This window comes from Hymenobacter cyanobacteriorum (assembly GCF_022631375.1).
Lineage (GTDB): Bacteria > Bacteroidota > Bacteroidia > Cytophagales > Hymenobacteraceae > Hymenobacter > Hymenobacter cyanobacteriorum.
The window spans coordinates 494,272-510,825 of sequence record NZ_JALBGC010000004.1 but is presented as its reverse complement, the minus strand read 5'-3'; the positions used below and the strand labels follow the sequence as shown (position 1 = coordinate 510,825).

Annotated in this window: 11 protein-coding genes; 5 read left to right on the top strand and 6 right to left on the bottom strand. The window is 66.9% G+C overall.

Annotated features, from left to right (window positions below; translation table 11 throughout):
* The first annotated feature begins 51 nt into the window (after positions 1-51).
* On the top strand, positions 52-555 hold the full coding sequence (locus tag MON38_RS16455; RefSeq protein ID WP_241937239.1) for a DUF6702 family protein: 504 nt from the start codon (positions 52-54) through the stop codon (positions 553-555).
* A 70-nt stretch (positions 556-625) separates the two neighbouring features.
* Here MON38_RS16455 and MON38_RS16450 read toward each other — a convergent pair whose 3' ends face one another.
* From MON38_RS16450 to MON38_RS16435, 4 genes are all read right to left on the bottom strand, one after another.
* Positions 626-1,291: a DUF2461 domain-containing protein gene (locus tag MON38_RS16450; RefSeq protein ID WP_241937238.1), complete on the bottom strand. Its 666-nt coding sequence runs from the start codon at positions 1,289-1,291 to the stop codon at positions 626-628.
* Positions 1,292-1,489: 198 nt separating this feature from the next.
* Entirely contained in the window at positions 1,490-3,967 is a 2,478-nt protein-coding gene (locus MON38_RS16445) for a bifunctional YncE family protein/alkaline phosphatase family protein (protein WP_241937237.1), read from the bottom strand.
* A 314-nt stretch (positions 3,968-4,281) separates the two neighbouring features.
* A complete protein-coding gene (locus MON38_RS16440) occupies positions 4,282-5,712 on the bottom strand; it encodes a T9SS type A sorting domain-containing protein (protein ID WP_241937236.1) in 1,431 nt (476 codons plus the stop codon).
* A 40-nt stretch (positions 5,713-5,752) separates the two neighbouring features.
* Positions 5,753-7,207 (bottom strand): glycine-rich protein, encoded by a 1,455-nt coding sequence (locus MON38_RS16435; RefSeq protein WP_241937235.1) that lies wholly within the window; start codon positions 7,205-7,207, stop codon positions 5,753-5,755.
* Between the two features lie 153 nt (positions 7,208-7,360).
* Here MON38_RS16435 and MON38_RS16430 point away from each other — a divergent pair, with 153 nt between their 5' ends.
* Positions 7,361-8,017 carry a LuxR C-terminal-related transcriptional regulator gene (locus MON38_RS16430; protein ID WP_241937234.1) on the top strand — a complete coding sequence of 219 codons (657 nt, stop codon included), beginning with the start codon at positions 7,361-7,363 and terminating at the stop codon, positions 8,015-8,017.
* A 160-nt stretch (positions 8,018-8,177) separates the two neighbouring features.
* Here MON38_RS16430 and MON38_RS16425 read toward each other — a convergent pair whose 3' ends face one another.
* Positions 8,178-11,171: a sensor histidine kinase gene (locus MON38_RS16425; RefSeq protein ID WP_241937233.1), complete on the bottom strand. Its 2,994-nt coding sequence runs from the start codon at positions 11,169-11,171 to the stop codon at positions 8,178-8,180.
* Positions 11,172-11,348: 177 nt separating this feature from the next.
* Here MON38_RS16425 and MON38_RS16420 point away from each other — a divergent pair, with 177 nt between their 5' ends.
* The 3 genes from MON38_RS16420 (at position 11,349) to MON38_RS16410 (ending at position 14,817) form a co-directional block, all read left to right on the top strand.
* Positions 11,349-12,101 (top strand): L,D-transpeptidase family protein, encoded by a 753-nt coding sequence (locus MON38_RS16420; protein ID WP_241937232.1) that lies wholly within the window; start codon positions 11,349-11,351, stop codon positions 12,099-12,101.
* A gap of 127 nt (positions 12,102-12,228) precedes the next feature.
* Positions 12,229-13,542 carry a glycosyltransferase family 87 protein gene (locus tag MON38_RS16415; RefSeq protein WP_241937231.1) on the top strand — a complete coding sequence of 438 codons (1,314 nt, stop codon included), beginning with the start codon at positions 12,229-12,231 and terminating at the stop codon, positions 13,540-13,542.
* 186 nt (positions 13,543-13,728) lie between these two features.
* Entirely contained in the window at positions 13,729-14,817 is a 1,089-nt protein-coding gene (locus tag MON38_RS16410; RefSeq protein ID WP_241937230.1) for a TolB family protein, read from the top strand.
* 153 nt (positions 14,818-14,970) lie between these two features.
* Here the strand turns inward: MON38_RS16410 and MON38_RS16405 are convergent, their stop codons facing one another.
* On the bottom strand, positions 14,971-16,410 hold the full coding sequence (locus MON38_RS16405) for a DUF5723 family protein (protein ID WP_241937229.1): 1,440 nt from the start codon (positions 16,408-16,410) through the stop codon (positions 14,971-14,973).
* Positions 16,411-16,554 lie beyond the last annotated feature (144 nt).

The following is a 16,554-nucleotide window of genomic DNA, read 5'->3' as shown; positions in this document are numbered from 1 at the left end:
CTTTCGTTAGCCTTATCATCTATTCCTTCTCCCCTATCCCCTAACCCAACTATGCGTCTCCTCGCCACTTTCGCCGCTGCGTTGCTGCTGTTTCCGCTGGCCGGGGCGCGGCCGGCGCGCCACGCCTACCACTCCACCCTCACCGAGCTGCGCTACAATCCCGCCAAAAAGCAGCTGGAACTGTCGGTGAAGGTGTTTGCCGATGATTTCGAGAAGGCGATTTCGCAGGGCCAACCCAAGGCCGTAACCCTGACCGAGCCCGGCCCGCGCCCGTTGGTGCTGGCCGATGCCTACTTCCAGCGCACGCTGCAAATCAGCACGGTGGCCGGGGCGCGGCTGCCTATGCAGGTGCTGGGCATGCAGGCCGAAAACGACGGCTACTGGTTCTACTGCAAGGTGCCGCTGCCGGGTCCGGTGGCCGGCATCAAATTGCGCCAAGCCGTGCTGCTCGATGCATTTGCCGATGAAATGAACATCGTGAACGTGGAGGCCAACGGCAAGAAGCAGAGCGCGCTCTTCCGCGCCGGCCACGAGGAAGAAGTGGTGAAGTGGTGATGTAGCGCGGACTTTGCAGTCCGCGCATCGAACAAACGAACCGTGCCACTCGCGGACTACAAAGTCCGCGCTATACCTCCACCGCGCTGCGCAGAAACTGGCAGAAGGGCACCATCGCCGCAAATACCTCCGGCACGTAGGCGCGAAAATCGGCGTGGCTCAGCACCTCGGCGTCGCTTAGGGTGTGGCTGGCGGTGAAGCTTTTGTGCTTCAGCAATTCGATTTCAGGGTGCGACACGTCGTAGGCGGCGGGCGACTTCTTGAGCTTGTCGCCGCCCATCGCGCCGAAATAGCGCTGGAAATCGGGCGCGGCCAGAATGGCTTTCAGCTCGGCGGCGTTGTAGTCGATTTCCTGGCGGATGGCGGCCAGCTGGTTTTTATCGGGCATGTACCAGCCGCCGCCGATGAGCGTGTGGCCGCCGGGGCCCACCTGCACGTAGTAGCCGGGCGTTTCAATGTCCTTGCCGCTGGCGGTGAAGTAGGCCGAGAAATGCAGCTTGTACGGGTCCTTGTTGTTGCTGAATCGCACGTCGCGGTAGATGCGGAAGATGCTTTTGCGGCCCAGCGGCCCGGCCAGCGCGGGGTCGAGCTTCTGCAATTCCTGGTACCAGAACTCGGCGTCTTCCTCGAATTGTTTGCGCAGCTGGTCGTAGGTAGGCTTGCGCTCCTGAAACCAGGCGCGGTCGTTGTGCTTGGTGAGGCCGGTGAGGAAGGTGAAGAGGGGCTTGAGCTGCATGAGATTGTAAATGAGCTTGGCGGTCAAACTCCCCTCCTTACCAAGGAGGGGATGTTTCAGCGAAGCTGAAACGGGGGTGGTTGCGGGCGTTGAACAGCTTCGACAGTCTTTCGTTCAGGCGTGGCTCAACGCCTACAACCACCCCAGCTGCCGCTTCGCGGCAGCATCCCCTCCTTGGTAAGGAGGGGAGTCGATGTTCTAATCATCCCCTTCTTCCTCTTCCTCCTCGCGCTCAGCCTTTGCCTCGCGCAGAAAAGCGGCGCGGCGCGGAGCCGGCATCTGACTGTGCTCGCCGCGCACGGCCTGCCAGATGTTCTGGTTGAAAGCCAAATCCGGCGCGGCATCTTCGCGGCTCATGTCGAACTTTTCGGCGCGACGGGCGGGGGCGTTGTAGGCGGTATTGCGCACGTCCTGCGGGGTGGATGCAGGGCGCAGGGCGTAGGGGCGAAAATCGGGCTTGGCGGTGAAGCAGGCCCAGAGTGGCAGCGCGGCGGCATCGTACTGGCTCATGGGCGGCAGGCCCAGAATCAGCTCCAGCGTGCGCAGCATGCCCGAGGTGGTGTAGGCGGTATGCACCACCGCGTGCCGCCGGATGTAGGGGCCAACGAGGTAAGCCGTGGAGCGGTGCGCGTCGATGTGGTCGGGGCCGTTCTGGGCGTCATCCTCCACTATCATCACCACCGATTCTTTCCAGACCGGGCTTTTGGAGAGGTGCTCAATCAGGCGGCCCAGGGCCAGGTCGTTATCGGCGGCGTAGCTCAGGGGGCTGAGCTCGCCCTTGCGCGCGCCGTAGGTGTGGTCGTTGGGCAGGCGGATGATGCTGAGGTTGGGTAGCTTATTAGACGCTACCAGCTGGTCGAAATCGGCTTCCCACACTTTCTCGCGGTCCACGTCCTTCACCCGCAAATTGAAGCCCGCATACTCCTTGCAGTAGTTGGCCGCGATGGCCGGCTTGGTGGGTTTGCCCTGGAAAACGAACTCGCCATAGCTGCGGAACGTGCGGCCGGCGCGCAGGCAGTAATCCCACAGGAAACCGTCTTTCGGCTCGGCCACCTCGCCCTTGCTGCCCTCGAAGTCGTAGTCGCCCCCGCGGCCGCTGTAGTTGCTGGGCCAGGTTTTCTCCACAAAATCGGTGGCGTAGGCGGCCGTGCTCCAGTTGTGGCCATCGGCGCTCACTTCGGCATCGACGTAGAAATTATCGAGCAGCACAAACTCCCGCGTGAGGGCGTGGTGGTTGGGCGTCACCTTCTCCGGAAACAGGCAGAGGCTGGCGTCGCCGTTGCCGGCGGGCAGGTCGCCCAGCACCTGGTCGTACGTGCGGTTTTCCTTGATGATGTAGAAGACGTGCTTGATGGGCGACTGTTCGCCCACGCGCTGCGGCACGGGGCTGCCCGCCGCCACCTCGGGCGCGGCCTCCCGCGTTTTGCTGAAAGGTGTGTTGGCGTACACCTGGGCCGAGTAGGCGGCCAGCGCTTTTTCATCCGGCACGGGCAGGCGCGAAAGGCTGCCAGCCAGCAGCCCGCCAATGTAGCCCTTGCCGACTTCGCCCACGTCGCGCCCGGGGTTGGGGCCGTTGGGGTTAGGCCGCGAGGCTGTGCCTTTGCCGTTGGCTATCAGCAGCTGGCCACCCACCACGCGCACGGCCGTAGGGTACCAGCCCGTGGGAATAAAGCCCAGCGGCCGGCTCGTGGCCGCGTCGCGCACGTCGAACACGGCCAGGCAGTTGTTGTCGGCGTTGGCGATGAAGAGCTGGCTGTCGTCGGCGCTCAGGGCGAGGCCGTCGGGGGTGCTGCCGGCGGGCGAGGCCGGGAACAGGGCCGTATTGAGCGTTTCGGTGACGCGGCCGGCGCGGGTATCAATCACCGAAACCGAGTTGCTGTTGGCATTGGCCACAAACAGGCGGCGGCCGTCGCGCGTGAGGGCCAAGTCGTTGGGGTGACTTTCGACGGGGATGCTGGCCAGTAATTGCTGCTGCTCGGCATCGTACACCGCCACCGCGTGGCCGCCCCAGAGGCTGATGTAGAGGCGCGCGCCGTCGGGGCTGAGCTGGGCATCGTAGGCCTCGGCCGGCAGCCTGAGGGTGCGCAGGATTTGCCGGGTTTTCAGGTCGAAAATGTAGAGCGAATTGTCCTCCCGCGTCACGGCGTAGAGCACCTGGCGGCGGCCATCAACGGCGAGACCGGCCACGCCGCTTTTCTGCTTCGGCCACTTCGGGCCCAGCACCAGGGCGCTGTCGGGCTGTAATTTCTGGCCTTCGACTTTAAAACTATGAATGCGGTTGTGCTGCCCGCCCGAGGCGTAGAGTGTACGGCCATCGGGGGCCCAGGCCAGGCCGGCCCAGGCTGCCGGCACCACGCGGGTGTCGAGCAGGCGGCCGGTGGCGGCATCGAGCAGCTGCACCGAGTTTTCGCCCCAGCCGCCGTTGGTCACGGCCGCCAGGCGGCCGTCGGGGCTGATTTCCAGGCTCAGGGGCAGGTCGCCGAGCGGGGTGGCGGTGCCGGCGGGGCTCAGCTTCCAGCCGTTGGGCAGCCGGGTTTGGGTGGTACCGGCAATGGGGCCGGGCAGCACGCCGGGCGCTTCGGCGGCGGGCTGCTGGCTGGCGTTGCCCGAGCAGCCGAGCAGCGCCAGCAGCGGCAGGCTCAGGGCCAGGCGGGAGGTAATCGAGGAAAAAAGCATGGGCGGTGCAGCCGCGGCACCCCGGCCGCCGCTGCGGCTACGAAGGTAACGGGTACCAGAGCCCGCCGCCCGCCCAACAGCCCAACTGTAGGGCGTGGGGCAACTCCGCGCGGCCCGTAGGCGGCGGCCCCGCGCCAGCAATAAACCTGAATTTTAGCAGGGTGGAAAATTCGTTACCCAAAACGAGAAGATACAGGGTGCCTGCACGCCGGATATACTCATCCTATACCTAGCCTCCCCCGCCCGGCCCCAAGCAATGCACCAAAAATCGAATGGTGCGGGGAAGACGCTCTGCCTTGCAGCACGTCAGCGGTTTATTCCACCGTCAAGCGCAGCGCCTTATCGTCGGCTCGCACCACGTACACGCCCGTGGCCAACCCGACCGGCAGGGCCAGCGCGGCGGTGCCCGTGGCATCGGCGGTGGCGGTTATCACGACGCGGCCCAGCGCGTCGAATACTTGCACTACCGTGCCGGGCCGCGTGCCCGTGAGCATGGCCCCGGTGCTGGCTGGGTTGGGAAACAGGGCCAGGCCGGTAGCCGCCGCCGTCAGGGCAATGGTGCGCACCGGCGAGTAGCTGGCCGTGCCATCGGTATCGACCTGCCGCAGGCGGTAATACACCAGGTCGGTGCGGTAATTCAGCAGGTTGGGGTCGGTGAAGGTGTAGTCGATGGGCGCGCTCACGGTGCCCTGGCCGGGTACCGGGCTGCCCACCGGGCGGTAGGTCTGGCCGTCGGCACTCGCCTCTACCACGAAATAATCATTGTTCAATTCCTGCGCAGTGCGCCAGTTCAGGCGGGCCGCCGGGCCCTCGCGCCTGACGCTGAAATCAATCAGTGTGACGGGCAGTGGCGAACTGGCGGTGCTCACGGTGAAGAACGAGAGGCCGCTGGCCGGGGCCGTGCCCACGACCGTGCGGGCGCTGCCCGCGTTCTGGGCGGGGCTGATGCGCGCCCAGCCGGAGCCGGCCATCGGGGCGGCGGTACGGCCCCATACCTGGGCCACACTAAAATTGGAGAGGCCGTTGTCATCGTCGGGCAGCCAGTTCAGCTGCACCGCTCCCTTCACGGCGGCCGACGCGCTCCAGATGCGGTCGATGCCCCGATTGCCGCCGACACTGGTGCCGAAGCTGACCTGGGCGGTGGTGAGGCCCGCCCGGCGGGTTACGGTCAGGGAGGTGGTGGTGGCGGTGGGGGTGAGGGTGAAGCTGTTGGGAAAAGCGGTGGTTGCGCCGCCGGGCACGTTGGCCTTCACGGCCGCCAGGTTGCCCTTCACGTACCGGCCGCTCTGCTCGCCGCTGAGGGTGGCGCCGTTGAGCAGACGTAGCGTGGCAGAAGGGTCCGTCGTCACCATGCCGCCGCTCAGCGTGAGCGCGCCGGCGATATCCGCGTTGCTGTTGGCGGGCAGGCCGACGCCGCCGCTGGGCTTGTTCACGGTCAGGTTGAAGAGCTGCGCCCCGTTCAGGCTGAGCTGCTGGGCGGCCGTGCCGTTAAGGGTCACGGTGCTGGCGGTGCCGGGCAGCAGCGTGGCGCCGGCGTCATTCAGCAGGTTGCCGCCCACGTACACTTCGTTGGGGCCGCTGCTCAGGTCCAGCGTGCCGCTGCTGTTTTGCAAGCTGCCGCTCACCGACAGCGTGGCGCCGCCCGTCAGGCTGATGGTCGCGCCGTTGTTCAACAGGTCCTGGGCCCGGGCCGGCGTCAGGGCCGCCACGGCCACCAGCCATCCGAGGGAGATAAGCTTTTTCATGTGCAACAAGAAAGAGTGGGTAGCAGAGGCCCCGCCCCGGCTACGGGTTGACCGTGAGCTTGATGTAGCCGTTGCCGGTGTTCACGCCCTGCTGGTGCACCACGTTGGTGATGCGCGCGTTGCTGAACGCATACGAGGCCCCGCCGCCGCCGCCGCCCACGCCAGGATTGGTTCCCCCGGCGCCGTAGGTGCCCGAGCCGCCCCCGAAGTAGCCGCCGCCGCCGCCGCCCGGGCCGTACCCCTGGCTTATCCGCTGCGACGTTGTGTTCGCGTTGCCGCCCAGGCCGGCCGCCCCGTCGTTGCCGCCCGAGCCCATGCCCTGGCGTCCGCCCGACGTGCTGGTGCCGCCACGCCCGGCGTAGCTCGCGGCATTGGGATTGTTGTCACCGTCCTGGCCCTGGGTTACTAGGTTGCCGGTGCTGCGGTCGACGCGAAAGCCGCCACCGCCGCCATTGGCGTAGCGAATACCTCCCGTGCTTGGGAGAAACGAACCGCCGCCTCCGCCGCCCCCGGCCACCAGCTGCGTGGTGCTGCGCCCGGGCAAGCTGCCCGGCGTGGGCAGCGAGGTCACGTAGCGGACCTCGCTGGCGCCGCCGCCGTTCTCGCCGTTGGGGTTGGAGGCCGGGGTCCGGGTGTTGGTATCGAGGCTCAGGCCGCCGCTGCCGTTGGGGTCACCGTTGCTGCCGTCGGTGCCGCCCACCAGCAGGTACAGGGTGCTGAGGGGGGTCACCTGCACATCGGCCGACACCAGCCCGCCCGGGCCCGACAGGTCCTGCCCCAGGCGGTTGCTGCCCGAGGCGCCCGCCACTTCCAGGTGCACGGACGTGACGCCGTCGGGCACCACGTAGGTGTGCACGCCCGGGGCCGTGTAGGTATATTCGGTGGCCGAGCTGGCGGTGGTGCTCACCTCCTGCCAGCTCGTGCCGTCGTACACGTTGAGGTGGTTGGTATCGGTATTGAAAAACACCAAGCCCTGGGGCGGGGTCGTACCCAGGGCAGCGCGGGTCTGGTAGTTGAAGCGCGGCAGCACCACGCCTTTATCGCCAATGGTAAAATCGAGCACGGCGTTGTTGTCGGGCCCCCGGCCGCCGCCTAAGCCTTCGATGCGCAGCCCGACGTTGCCACCCGAGCCCACCAGCTTGTTGCCGTTGAGGTTGATGTTGGTGCCGGCCACGCCGTTGCCCAGGTTGTCGCCCTGGGTCTGGAGCGGCAGCCAGCCCCCGCCGGTGTAATAATAGTAGCCCGCACCCGGCTGCCCGCCGGGCGAGTCGGACTGGTACACCAGCATGCCGGCCACGGCGTTGGTCATGCCCACACGGTTGGCGTAGGTGAGGCGCGGCGGCAGGAAACCCTTGGTATCGGAGCGCACTTCGAGGGCCGCGCCGGCCGCCGCCGTGCCGCCGCCCGCCGGGCCAATGAGCACGCCCTGCGCCAGGGCCGAAAAAGGCAGGGCCAGCAGCGCCGCGCCAGCCAGAAAAGTAGAGAAACGAGCCATCGAAAAAGCAAAAAGTAGCCGCACTGGGCGGGCCGGGCTAGTGGATGGGGCAAAGGTCTGGCCGGGGCCGAAGGGCGGGCAAGCCGCCGGCATCACTCAAATGCGGTAGGCACAGCCCTTTTTTCAGGGCCGAAAAGCCTGGACCTTTGCCTGATGTCTGCTGCTTTCTCCACCACTGCTCCTCTGCGCTTAGCCTTGGTCGAAGACGACCCCGAGCTGCGCCAGCTGTATTCCGACTACCTCTGCCGCCAGCCCGAGCTAAGCTGCGTGCTGCTGGCCGGCTCGGCCGAAGCTTTCTTCGAACAGCTGCCTGACCTGCTGCAAGCCCCGCAAGTGGTGCTGCTCGACGTGGGCTTGCCCGGCCGCAGCGGCCTCGATTCGCTGCCCCGCCTCAAGCAGTTGTTGCCCGACACCGAAGTGGTGATGCACACCGTGTTCGACGACCCCGACCGCATTTACCAGGCCCTGTGCCGGGGCGCGAGCGGCTACGTGCTCAAAAACCAGCCCCTGGCCGAACTCAAAGCCGCCGTGCTGGAAGTGGCCCGCGGCGGCGCCCCCATGAGCCGCGCCGTGGCCCGGCAGGTGCTGGCCCACTTCAAGCCCACCCCCACCGCCCAGGCCGGCCTGCTCTCGGAGCGCGAGCAGCAGGTGCTCGAAGGCATGGTGGACGGCCTCGGCGACAAGCAGGTGGCCACCCGCCTCGGCCTCTCGCCCGACACCGTGCGCACCCACGTCAAAAACATCTACCGCAAGCTGCAAGTCAGCAGCCGCGCCGAGCTGCTGAGCCGCCACGCCAAGGGGCAGCTATAGTCAGACCCAGATAAGCCGTCAGAATAGTCATGCTGAGCGCAGCCGAAGCATCTCTACTGCGCAACGCAATTCATTCGTTTGATTTACTATTGAGGTAGAGATGATTCGACTCCGCTCAGCATGACCGTTTTGAAGTATTTTTTCTGATTCAACCAGCCGCTTAATCGGGCAGCGGCACTTCCAGCCGCACCTCGAACCCGCCGGTAGGCTGCGCTTCCGCGCGCAAGCGGCCGCCCAGCCCGGCCGCCCGCTGCGCCATGTTCAGCAGGCCCATGCCGGTGCGGACCGGCTTGGCAGGCTGCGCCACTCCGTCGTCGGTAATACTGAGCATCAGTTGGTTGGCCCGGCGGCTCATTCGCACGCGTAGCAGGGTGGCGCCCTGGGCGTGGCGCACGGCATTGGTCACGGCTTCCTTGAAAATGCGGTACACCGACTGGCGCACGGCTGGCGGCAACGGGGTCGTATCGGGCCAGTCGGTGGTGCTGAGCTCGGTTTGCCAGCCGGCGGCCGCGGCCGTCTGGTCGAGGTACTCGCGCATGCGGTCGAAGAGCGAGCCGGCCGAGTCGGCGCGGGCATCGATGCCCCACACCACGTCGCGCATGGTGCTGGCGGCGGCGCGGCTGTTGCGCAGCAGGCGGTCGAGGGCGGCTTCCTGCAGGTCGGCCGGCAGGCCCCGCAGCAGCTCGGCCTGCACGCTCACGCGGGTGAGCAACGTGCCCACCTCGTCGTGCAAATCGGCGGCGATGCCGGTGCGCAGTTGGGCTTCGCGCAGGGCGCGGGCCAGGCGGCGGCGGTGCAGCCAGTAGCCCGCGCCTGCCAGCAGGGCCAGCGCCAGCACCCACACCACCGGGCGCTGCCACCACAGGGCCTGCACTTCCAGCGGCAGGCGCAACGCATTGGCAGCGAATAATCCCTTGGCCGTTTCGCCCCGCACCAGCAGGGTGTAGCGCCCCGGCTGCGGCACGGGCAGCAGCAGCGTGCGTGGCGTGAAGGCGTGCCACTGCACCCGGCCGCTTTTGTCGAGCAGCCAGTACTGGAAGCGCGCTCCTTCGGGCGTCAGGTAGTCGCTCAGGGCCAGGTGCCAGGCGGCGAACTGGGTGCCGGCCGGCAGGCGCAGCGGGGCCCCGGCCGGAGCCACCGCGTAGCTGGTGCGGCCGCGGGGGCCGGCCTCCTGGTAATTGGTGGTGCCGGTGAGCAGCAGCCGCGGCGCAGGCACATCGGCCGGGGCGCGGGCAGGCTCTACCCGGTGCAGGCCACCCACGCCGCCGAAGTAGAGGGTGCCGTCGGCGTCGCGCCAGGCGGCCTGGCGGTTCAGCTCGGCGTTGCGTAGGCCGTCGGCTTCGCCGTACACGCTGGCGCGGCGGCGGGCGGGCTGCACGCGCACCAAACCGGCGTAGGTGCCGGCCCATACCTCATCATTTCGGCCCGGCAGCACCGACACCACGGTAGCACTCAGCAAGCCGGTGCCCACCGTGTAGCGCTGCACGATGCCCCGGCCGGGGTCGAGCAGCAGGAGGCCCTGGTCGCGGGTGCCCAGCCACAGCTGGCCCGTGGGCGTGGCATAAACGCACAGCACATCGGCCGTGGGCAGGTGGTGGTAGCCAGCCTGCGCCGGGCCATAGGGCACGAGTTGTCCGCTCGCCGGACGCAGGCAGTACAGGCCTTTATTGGTGGCCAGCCACAGTTGGCCGTGCGGGCCCTGGGCGAGGCCGCGAACGTCGAGCTGTGGTAGAATGGCGGCGGCCGCACCCGTGGCGTAGGGCCGGGCAAGGTGCCGGGCGGTATCGAGCAGAAACAGGCCCGGCTTGGCCCCACCCCACACGCGGCTCTGCGAGTCGTGTAGCATTGCCTGGGCCACGGCGTTGGGTGGGCTGCCCGGTCCGAAGTTATACGCCAGCAGCTCGCCTGTGCGCGGGTTCAACTCCCCAAAGCCGTGGTTTTCTTCGGCATAAAACACGCGCTGGCCCACGGTCAGCAGGCCGTATAGAATGCGGGGCAGCTGGTTCTGGCCCAGCCGTAGGGGCTGCAAGGGGGCAGTGGGCGGGCCGGCAGCCTGCACCAGCGTCTTCCCATAGCCGCCCACCAGCAAGCGCCCGTCGGGCAGGCGGGTGAGGCCGCGCGTGCTGTAGGTTTCGCCGCCGGGGCCGGCCAGCGGGGTGATGAAGGGCGGCAAGGGTCGCAGCTTGTAGCAGCCGCGTCGGCCGCGCGAATACGTCCAGTGCAGGCCATCGGAGGTGGCCTGCACGGTGTATTTGAGCGGCGTGTTGGAGCTGCCATCGCGGGGGGCCGGGCCGAGGCTGACTTCGGGCAGGCCCCCCGCGGGCCAGTGCAGGGTAATCAGCTGGCCCCGGCTCACCATTTCCCAGGTGCGGCCGGGCAGCCGCAGCGGCTGGAAGCCCTCCTCCCCGCCAGCCGACTGCCAGCGGCGGCGCTCGCGCAAGGGCGCGCCCGGCGTGGCCTGCTCGTACAGCGCCTGGGTGCTCACAAACTGCTGCGGCTGCGTGTCGGGCACGGGCAGCAGGAAACGGCCGGGCAGCCCGGGCGTTTCGGTGGCCCGGCCGCCGGCCAGGTGGAAGAGGCGCGCGCCATCCGTCAGCACCCAGCGGCCCGCGCCCCTGGCTTCGGGGGCCAGCCAGCGCACCGGGCGCGGCAGGTGCCAGATGGGCGCGGCGGGGTCGGGCCGGCCATCGGGCCCCAGGCAAACCAGGCGGCCGGCGGCGTAGCTCACCCACAGCCGGCGGGTGCGCGGGTCGGGCCACAGCTCGTAGACTTCGGCGCGGCCCCGGGGCACCTCGGGCAGCGCCACGCGGGCCAGATGGCCCGTGGCCGGTACGTAGCGAAACAGCCCGGCCGGGCCGCCCACCCACAGCGCGCCCGTGGCATCGGCCGCCAGGCCCTGCACGGGGCCGGGCGGCAGGGTGTCGGGGGTGCCGGCGCGCAGCAGCCGGCGCAGGGGCACCAGCTCGTAGCCGTCGTAGCGCAGCAGGCCCTCGTCGGTGCCCACCCACATCAGGCCGGCGGCGTCGCGCACCAGTTGCTTCACCAGCACCTGGCTCAGTACGGGGTCGCGCTGCCAGTCCTGCGCTTGTGTCCGGGCGGGTAGTCCGATTAATAGGACTGCCAGAATAATCAGGGCAAAACTTCGAATACCCATTTTGTGCATAGCGGAGGCGAATGAGACGCAAAATAGGCAGGTGACCTGCTATTTCCCGCGCTGCCAGGGCCGGAAGCCGACCTTGGCAGCGCCAGCAAAAAACGGCAGCTTGCGGACAAAATATAAATTCCTGAATACCGTTGTAGGCCCATTCCTCATCGTTCCGGATTGTGCCTTATGCTGCGTCGGCTGTCGTGCTACCTGTTGTTGCTATTTCCCGGCTGCCCGCTGCTGGCGCAGTCGTGCACCAAACCGGCCCCGGTAGATAGCAGCGCGGCATTCTGGCGGCAGCAGCTGACGTATCCGCGGGTGCGGGCGGCGCGGGCCACGGCGGGGCCGGTGGTGGCCGCCCGGCTGCGTGCCCGCTCCCTCGACCCCGACCGGCTCGAAATCCTGTTTCGGCTCCTGAAAACCCACCGCGAGCTCGAAGTGTGGGCGCGCAACCGCAACGGCGGCCCGTATGAGCTGCTGCACGCCTATCCGCTGGCGGCTACTTCGGGCACGCTCGGGCCCAAGCGCCGGGCCGGCGACGGCCAGGTGCCAGAGGGCTTCTACGAAATCGACCGCTTCAACCCCAAAAGCAATTTTCACCTCTCGCTGGGCCTCAACTACCCCACCGCCGCCGAGCGCGCCCTGGGCGAGCCCGACCCGGGCGGCGACATTTTCATCCACGGCGGCGAGGTAACGATTGGCTGCCTGCCCATCACCGATGCGGGCATCGAGGAAGTGTATTTGCTGGCCGTGCTGGCCCGCGCGGCCGGGCAAACGGCTATTCCAGTGCACATTTTCCCGTTTCCCATTACCGATGCAGAGCTGGCGAAACGGCCCAACAGCCCGCACCTGGCCTACTGGCGCGGGCTGCGGCCGGGCTACGCGTATTTCGAGCAGCACCACGAACCAGCCGCACCGGCTGCCCTGGCCGCGCAGTAGCTGTAGTGCGAACTCTACATTTTGCGCACCCGGACGGTTTTAACGGCGCAGATACGCGGACTACAAAGTCCGCGCTACATTGAGCGGGCCGGCGACGCGAACTAAAAGTTCGCGCTACATTGCCCCCGTGCCGCGCCTGCTCCTGCTGTTTCTGCTTCTGATTGCCGCCTTCCACGCCAGCCGCGTGCTGCGCGAGCCCCGGCCCGATGCTGACCGGCCCATGGATTTCCGCACCTGCTACGTGGGGCAGGAGGTGCTGCGCCAAGGCGAAAACCCCTACGACGATGCCACGCTGAAAGCCGGATGGCAGCGCATTGCGCAGCGCGAACACCTCGCCAGCCGCACCCAACCGGGCCTGCCCAACCTGCCGTTTCTGTACCCGCCGTGGGCGGCGGCGCTGTTTGGCGTGTCCGTCGGGCAGCTGCCGTATGCGGTGGCGTGGCCGCTGTGGTACGCGCTGGCCGTGCTGAGCCTGGGGTTGCTGGCGAGGCTGTGGCCCCGCGTGCTGCGGGCCGAAGCTGCCCCAGCAGTACTATGGTGGCAGTTTTTGCTGCTGGCGCTGGCACTGAAGGGCACGGTGCCGGCGCTGCTCACGGGCCAGCCGACGTTTGCGGCGCTGGCGCTGGGCGTGGGGGCGCTGGCCGTGGCAGCGGGTAGCACCAAAGCACTGGCGACGAGTGGCGCTGGGATTACTGAAGCAGCTGTCGAAAGCGCAGCATCGCCTCTTCTGGCGCGCGGGTGGCGGCCGGTGCTGGCGGGGCTGCTACTGGGGCTGGCCGCATTTAAAGTCACGCTGCTACTGCCGTTTGTGGCATGGTTTCTTTGGCGGAAGCAGTGGCGGGCGCTGGCCGTGGCCGCTGCCGTAGTGGCGCTGCTGAGCGCGCTGGCGTGGCACTGGGCGGCTTTTCCGTCGGAGCTGCTGCCCACCTACCAGCACTTGCTGGCGCAGGTGCGTGCCCAATCCTTCGACCCGGCCGACCCCGACTATCCGCTTACTCAGGGCCTCACACTGCGGCTGGAGCTAGGCAACGTGCTGGAGTGGCTGCGGCCCGGCAGCAGCGCCGGGCACCCGTGGCTGCACGGGGCGCTGTGGCTGGCGGCGCTGGGCTGGCTGGCGCGGCAGTGGCGGCGGGGCCAGCGGCTGGCCGGCTGGTATTTGTTTTTGGTAATCAGTACGCTCACGCTGCTCACCACCTACCACCTGTATTATGATGCCGTGCTGCTACTGCCGCTGCTGGCATTTACGCAGCAGCAGCCCCGGCGCAGGCAGTTCTTGCTGCTACTCCTGTTGCTGCCGCTGCTGCTGCCACTCAATGGCGTTGCGCTGGCACTGGGTAACCCGGTGGAGCTGCATTTTCTGTATTTCCTGCCGCCGCTGGGGCTCCTGGGCGTGCTGGGGCTGCTGCTGGCCCGGCCAGTAGGAAATTTTACAACGAGATAAAAAAAGAACGTCATGCTGAGCGCAGTCGAAGCATCTCTACCGCAGTAGTAATCCTTTCGATTGGATTGCATTACGCGGCAGAGATGCTTCGACTGCGCTCAGCATGACGTTCGTTAGATGTACTCATTACACCACCCGGCACGGTTTTTTCGTTTACGCCGCATCATCACCCGCTTTGCTTACCCTATGAAACGCCTTTTTCTTGTTTTGCTGCCGCTGTTGCTTGCCGGGGCGGCCCGCGCCCAACGTCCCACCGATATCTGGTATTTCGGCCAGCAGGCCGGCCTGACCTTTGCTGATGGCACGCCCAAACCGCTGAACGACGGCAAGATGAGCACCTACGAGGGCTGCGCCGTGGCCACCACGGCCAAAGGCGAGCTGCTCTTCTACACCAACGGCGAAACCGTGTGGAACCGCCTGCACAAGCCCATGCCCAACGGCGTGCACCTGATGGGCAGCGGCAGCAGCACCCAGTCGGCCCTCATCGTGCCCGACCCGGGCTCGGGCAACATCTTCTACATTTTCACGGTGGCTCCGCAGGGCACGCCTAACGGCCTGCGCTACTCCATTGTCGACATGACCCGCGCCGACGGCCTCGGCGACTTGCCCCGTGTGAACATGCTGCTCATTCAGCCGGTGGCCGAGAAGCTGGCCGCCGTGCGCCACGCCAACGGCAAGGACGTGTGGATTGTGGCCCACCGCTGGAACTCCAACGCCTTCGTGAGCTACCTGCTCACGGCCGATGGCGTGGCTGGCAAACCCCTGATGAGCAACGTGGGCAGCATGAACGCCGGACCCGGCCGCAACGCCATCGGCGCGCTCAAGTTCTCGCCCGACGGCCGCCACCTGGCTGCTGCCCTTTGGCGCGAAACCAACCGCTTCGAGCTCTACGATTTCGACCGCAGCACCGGCAAGGTGAGCAACGCCAGCAGCTTCGGGCCCTTCGCCGAGGCCTACGGCGTGGAGTTTTCGCCCGACGGCAGCAAGCTCTACGGCACCTGCAACGGCGTGGGCGGCGGCGAAACCCAAATCTGGCAGTTCGACCTCAAAACCAAAGCCAAGACCCTAGTGGGCAAGTCGGCCAACCGCAAAATCGGCGCCCTGCAGCGCGGGCCCGACGGCCGCATCTACGTGGCCCGCGAAGACAACCCTAACCTCGGCGTCATCGAGCAGCCCAACGCCCTGGGCAAGGACTGCAAGTATGTCGATGAAGGCCTGAAGCTGGGCGGACGCCGCAGCAAATTGGGCCTGCCCGCGTTTGTGGTAGTGCCGTAGCGGTTTACGAAACGAGCAGAAGTAACGTCATGCTGAGCGCAGCCGAAGCATCTCTACCGCAGTAGTAAACCATTTAATTGGATTGCATTGTGCAGTAGAGATGCTTCGGCTGCGCTCAGCATGACGTACTTATTGTTCTTTGTTGCCTTCGCCCTACTCGCTGCCGCCAATCTTGAACCGCAGTACGCCAAACGCTGCCGACGAGTAGGGTGAGTTTTCACTGACCAGGCCCACCACGTCGCGGGTACTGATGCCGGCTTCCCACACCGAGGTTACCAGCGTGAGGCCCACGGGCAGGCTGGTGCCGTAGCCCGCGCCGCCGCTGATGCCGCTGCTTAGCTTCAGCCAGCTCAGGGGGCGCACGTCGAAGCCCACGCCCACGAAGGGCGCGGTGAGGTTGCCGGCCACTTTGTTTAGCGGTGCGGTTACATCGAGGCCGGCTTCGAAGAGCTTGCTGATGCGGATGCCGCCGCCCAGGCGCAGCTTGGTAGGCAGCGCGGCGGTGCGCTCCTTGGCCGTTTCGTAGGTGAACAGGTTGCGGTTGTTCACATCGAATTGCCGGGCCAGCTCGGCCAGCACGTCGTAGGTCTGCACGCCGGTAGAGGACACTTGCTGCAGCTTCTGGTCAGAGGCTTCGAGCACGTTGCCTGTCCAGGTCATCGAACCCAAATCAGTCACCGAAGCGCCCAAACGCACGATTTTGCCCACTTCGGCGGCCAGGCCCACATCGAAGCCGTGGCCGTGGCCCACGGGCTTCAGGCCGGAGCCCGCCTCGTAGTTGAAGTTGGCCGCGTTGGTGGCCAGCGCCCCGTAGTCTACATCAAACACCGGCGAGAGCGAGGTGTAGGCCGTGAGCGTGCCGCCGGTGGCACGGATATCGGCAATGCCAATGCCCTGAATGTAGCGGTAGCCGGCCCCAATCGAGAGATGAAAGCCCGTATTCTCAATGACTTCCACTCCGTAAGCCACGTTGAATTCGTTGGTGACGGCGGCCTGAATGCTGGTACCGTCGAGCACCGTCGAGATGAAGGGCGCGTTGGGGTTGGTGGGCGTGGGGTTGCCGCTGGTGTTGGGCGTGGGGTAATACTGCCGGATGACGTCGGCGTTCTGGCCGTTCACGAGGATGTCGGCGGTGTTGCGGTTGAACGCCAGGTGGCCGGCCACGCGCTGGCGGCTGCTGAAGGCAATGCCGCCGAGGCCGCTGGGCAGCGTGATGGCCAGCCCGAGCAGGTTGGTGTCCACGTTCAGGTTCAGCACGTTGTCGCCGGTGAGCTGGGTCACCAGCGAGGCCCGGTCGGCGGGGCTGAGAGTCTGGCTGCCTTTCGAGAGCAGGTTCTGGAACGTGGTGCGGGAGAGCGACTGCGAGCCGATGCCCGCCCCCACTTCGCCCACCGTGAAGGCCACCCGGAAATTGGGCACTCGCCCCAGGTTGGCGGGATTGATGCCAATCACCTGATAATCCGAAGCAAACGTATTGATAACGCCGCCCCGGCCGGTGGCCGAGAAGTTGCTCAGCTCGTTCTGGGCGCGGGCGGCGAGGGGCAGCGCCAGCCCGGCGGCCAGCAGCGAAACGGTAATTGCAGAAGCTTTCATGGCACGGGCGGCGCGGCAACAGGCCCGCGCCAGCTTACAAAAGAAGCCGGTTCGGCGGAAGCCGCCAACTCACGTCGGCCAAAGCCGGGATAAAGTCGGCCGGTGCGGCTCCGAAAGCCAACTCGGGTCGCAAACCCCCGTTCT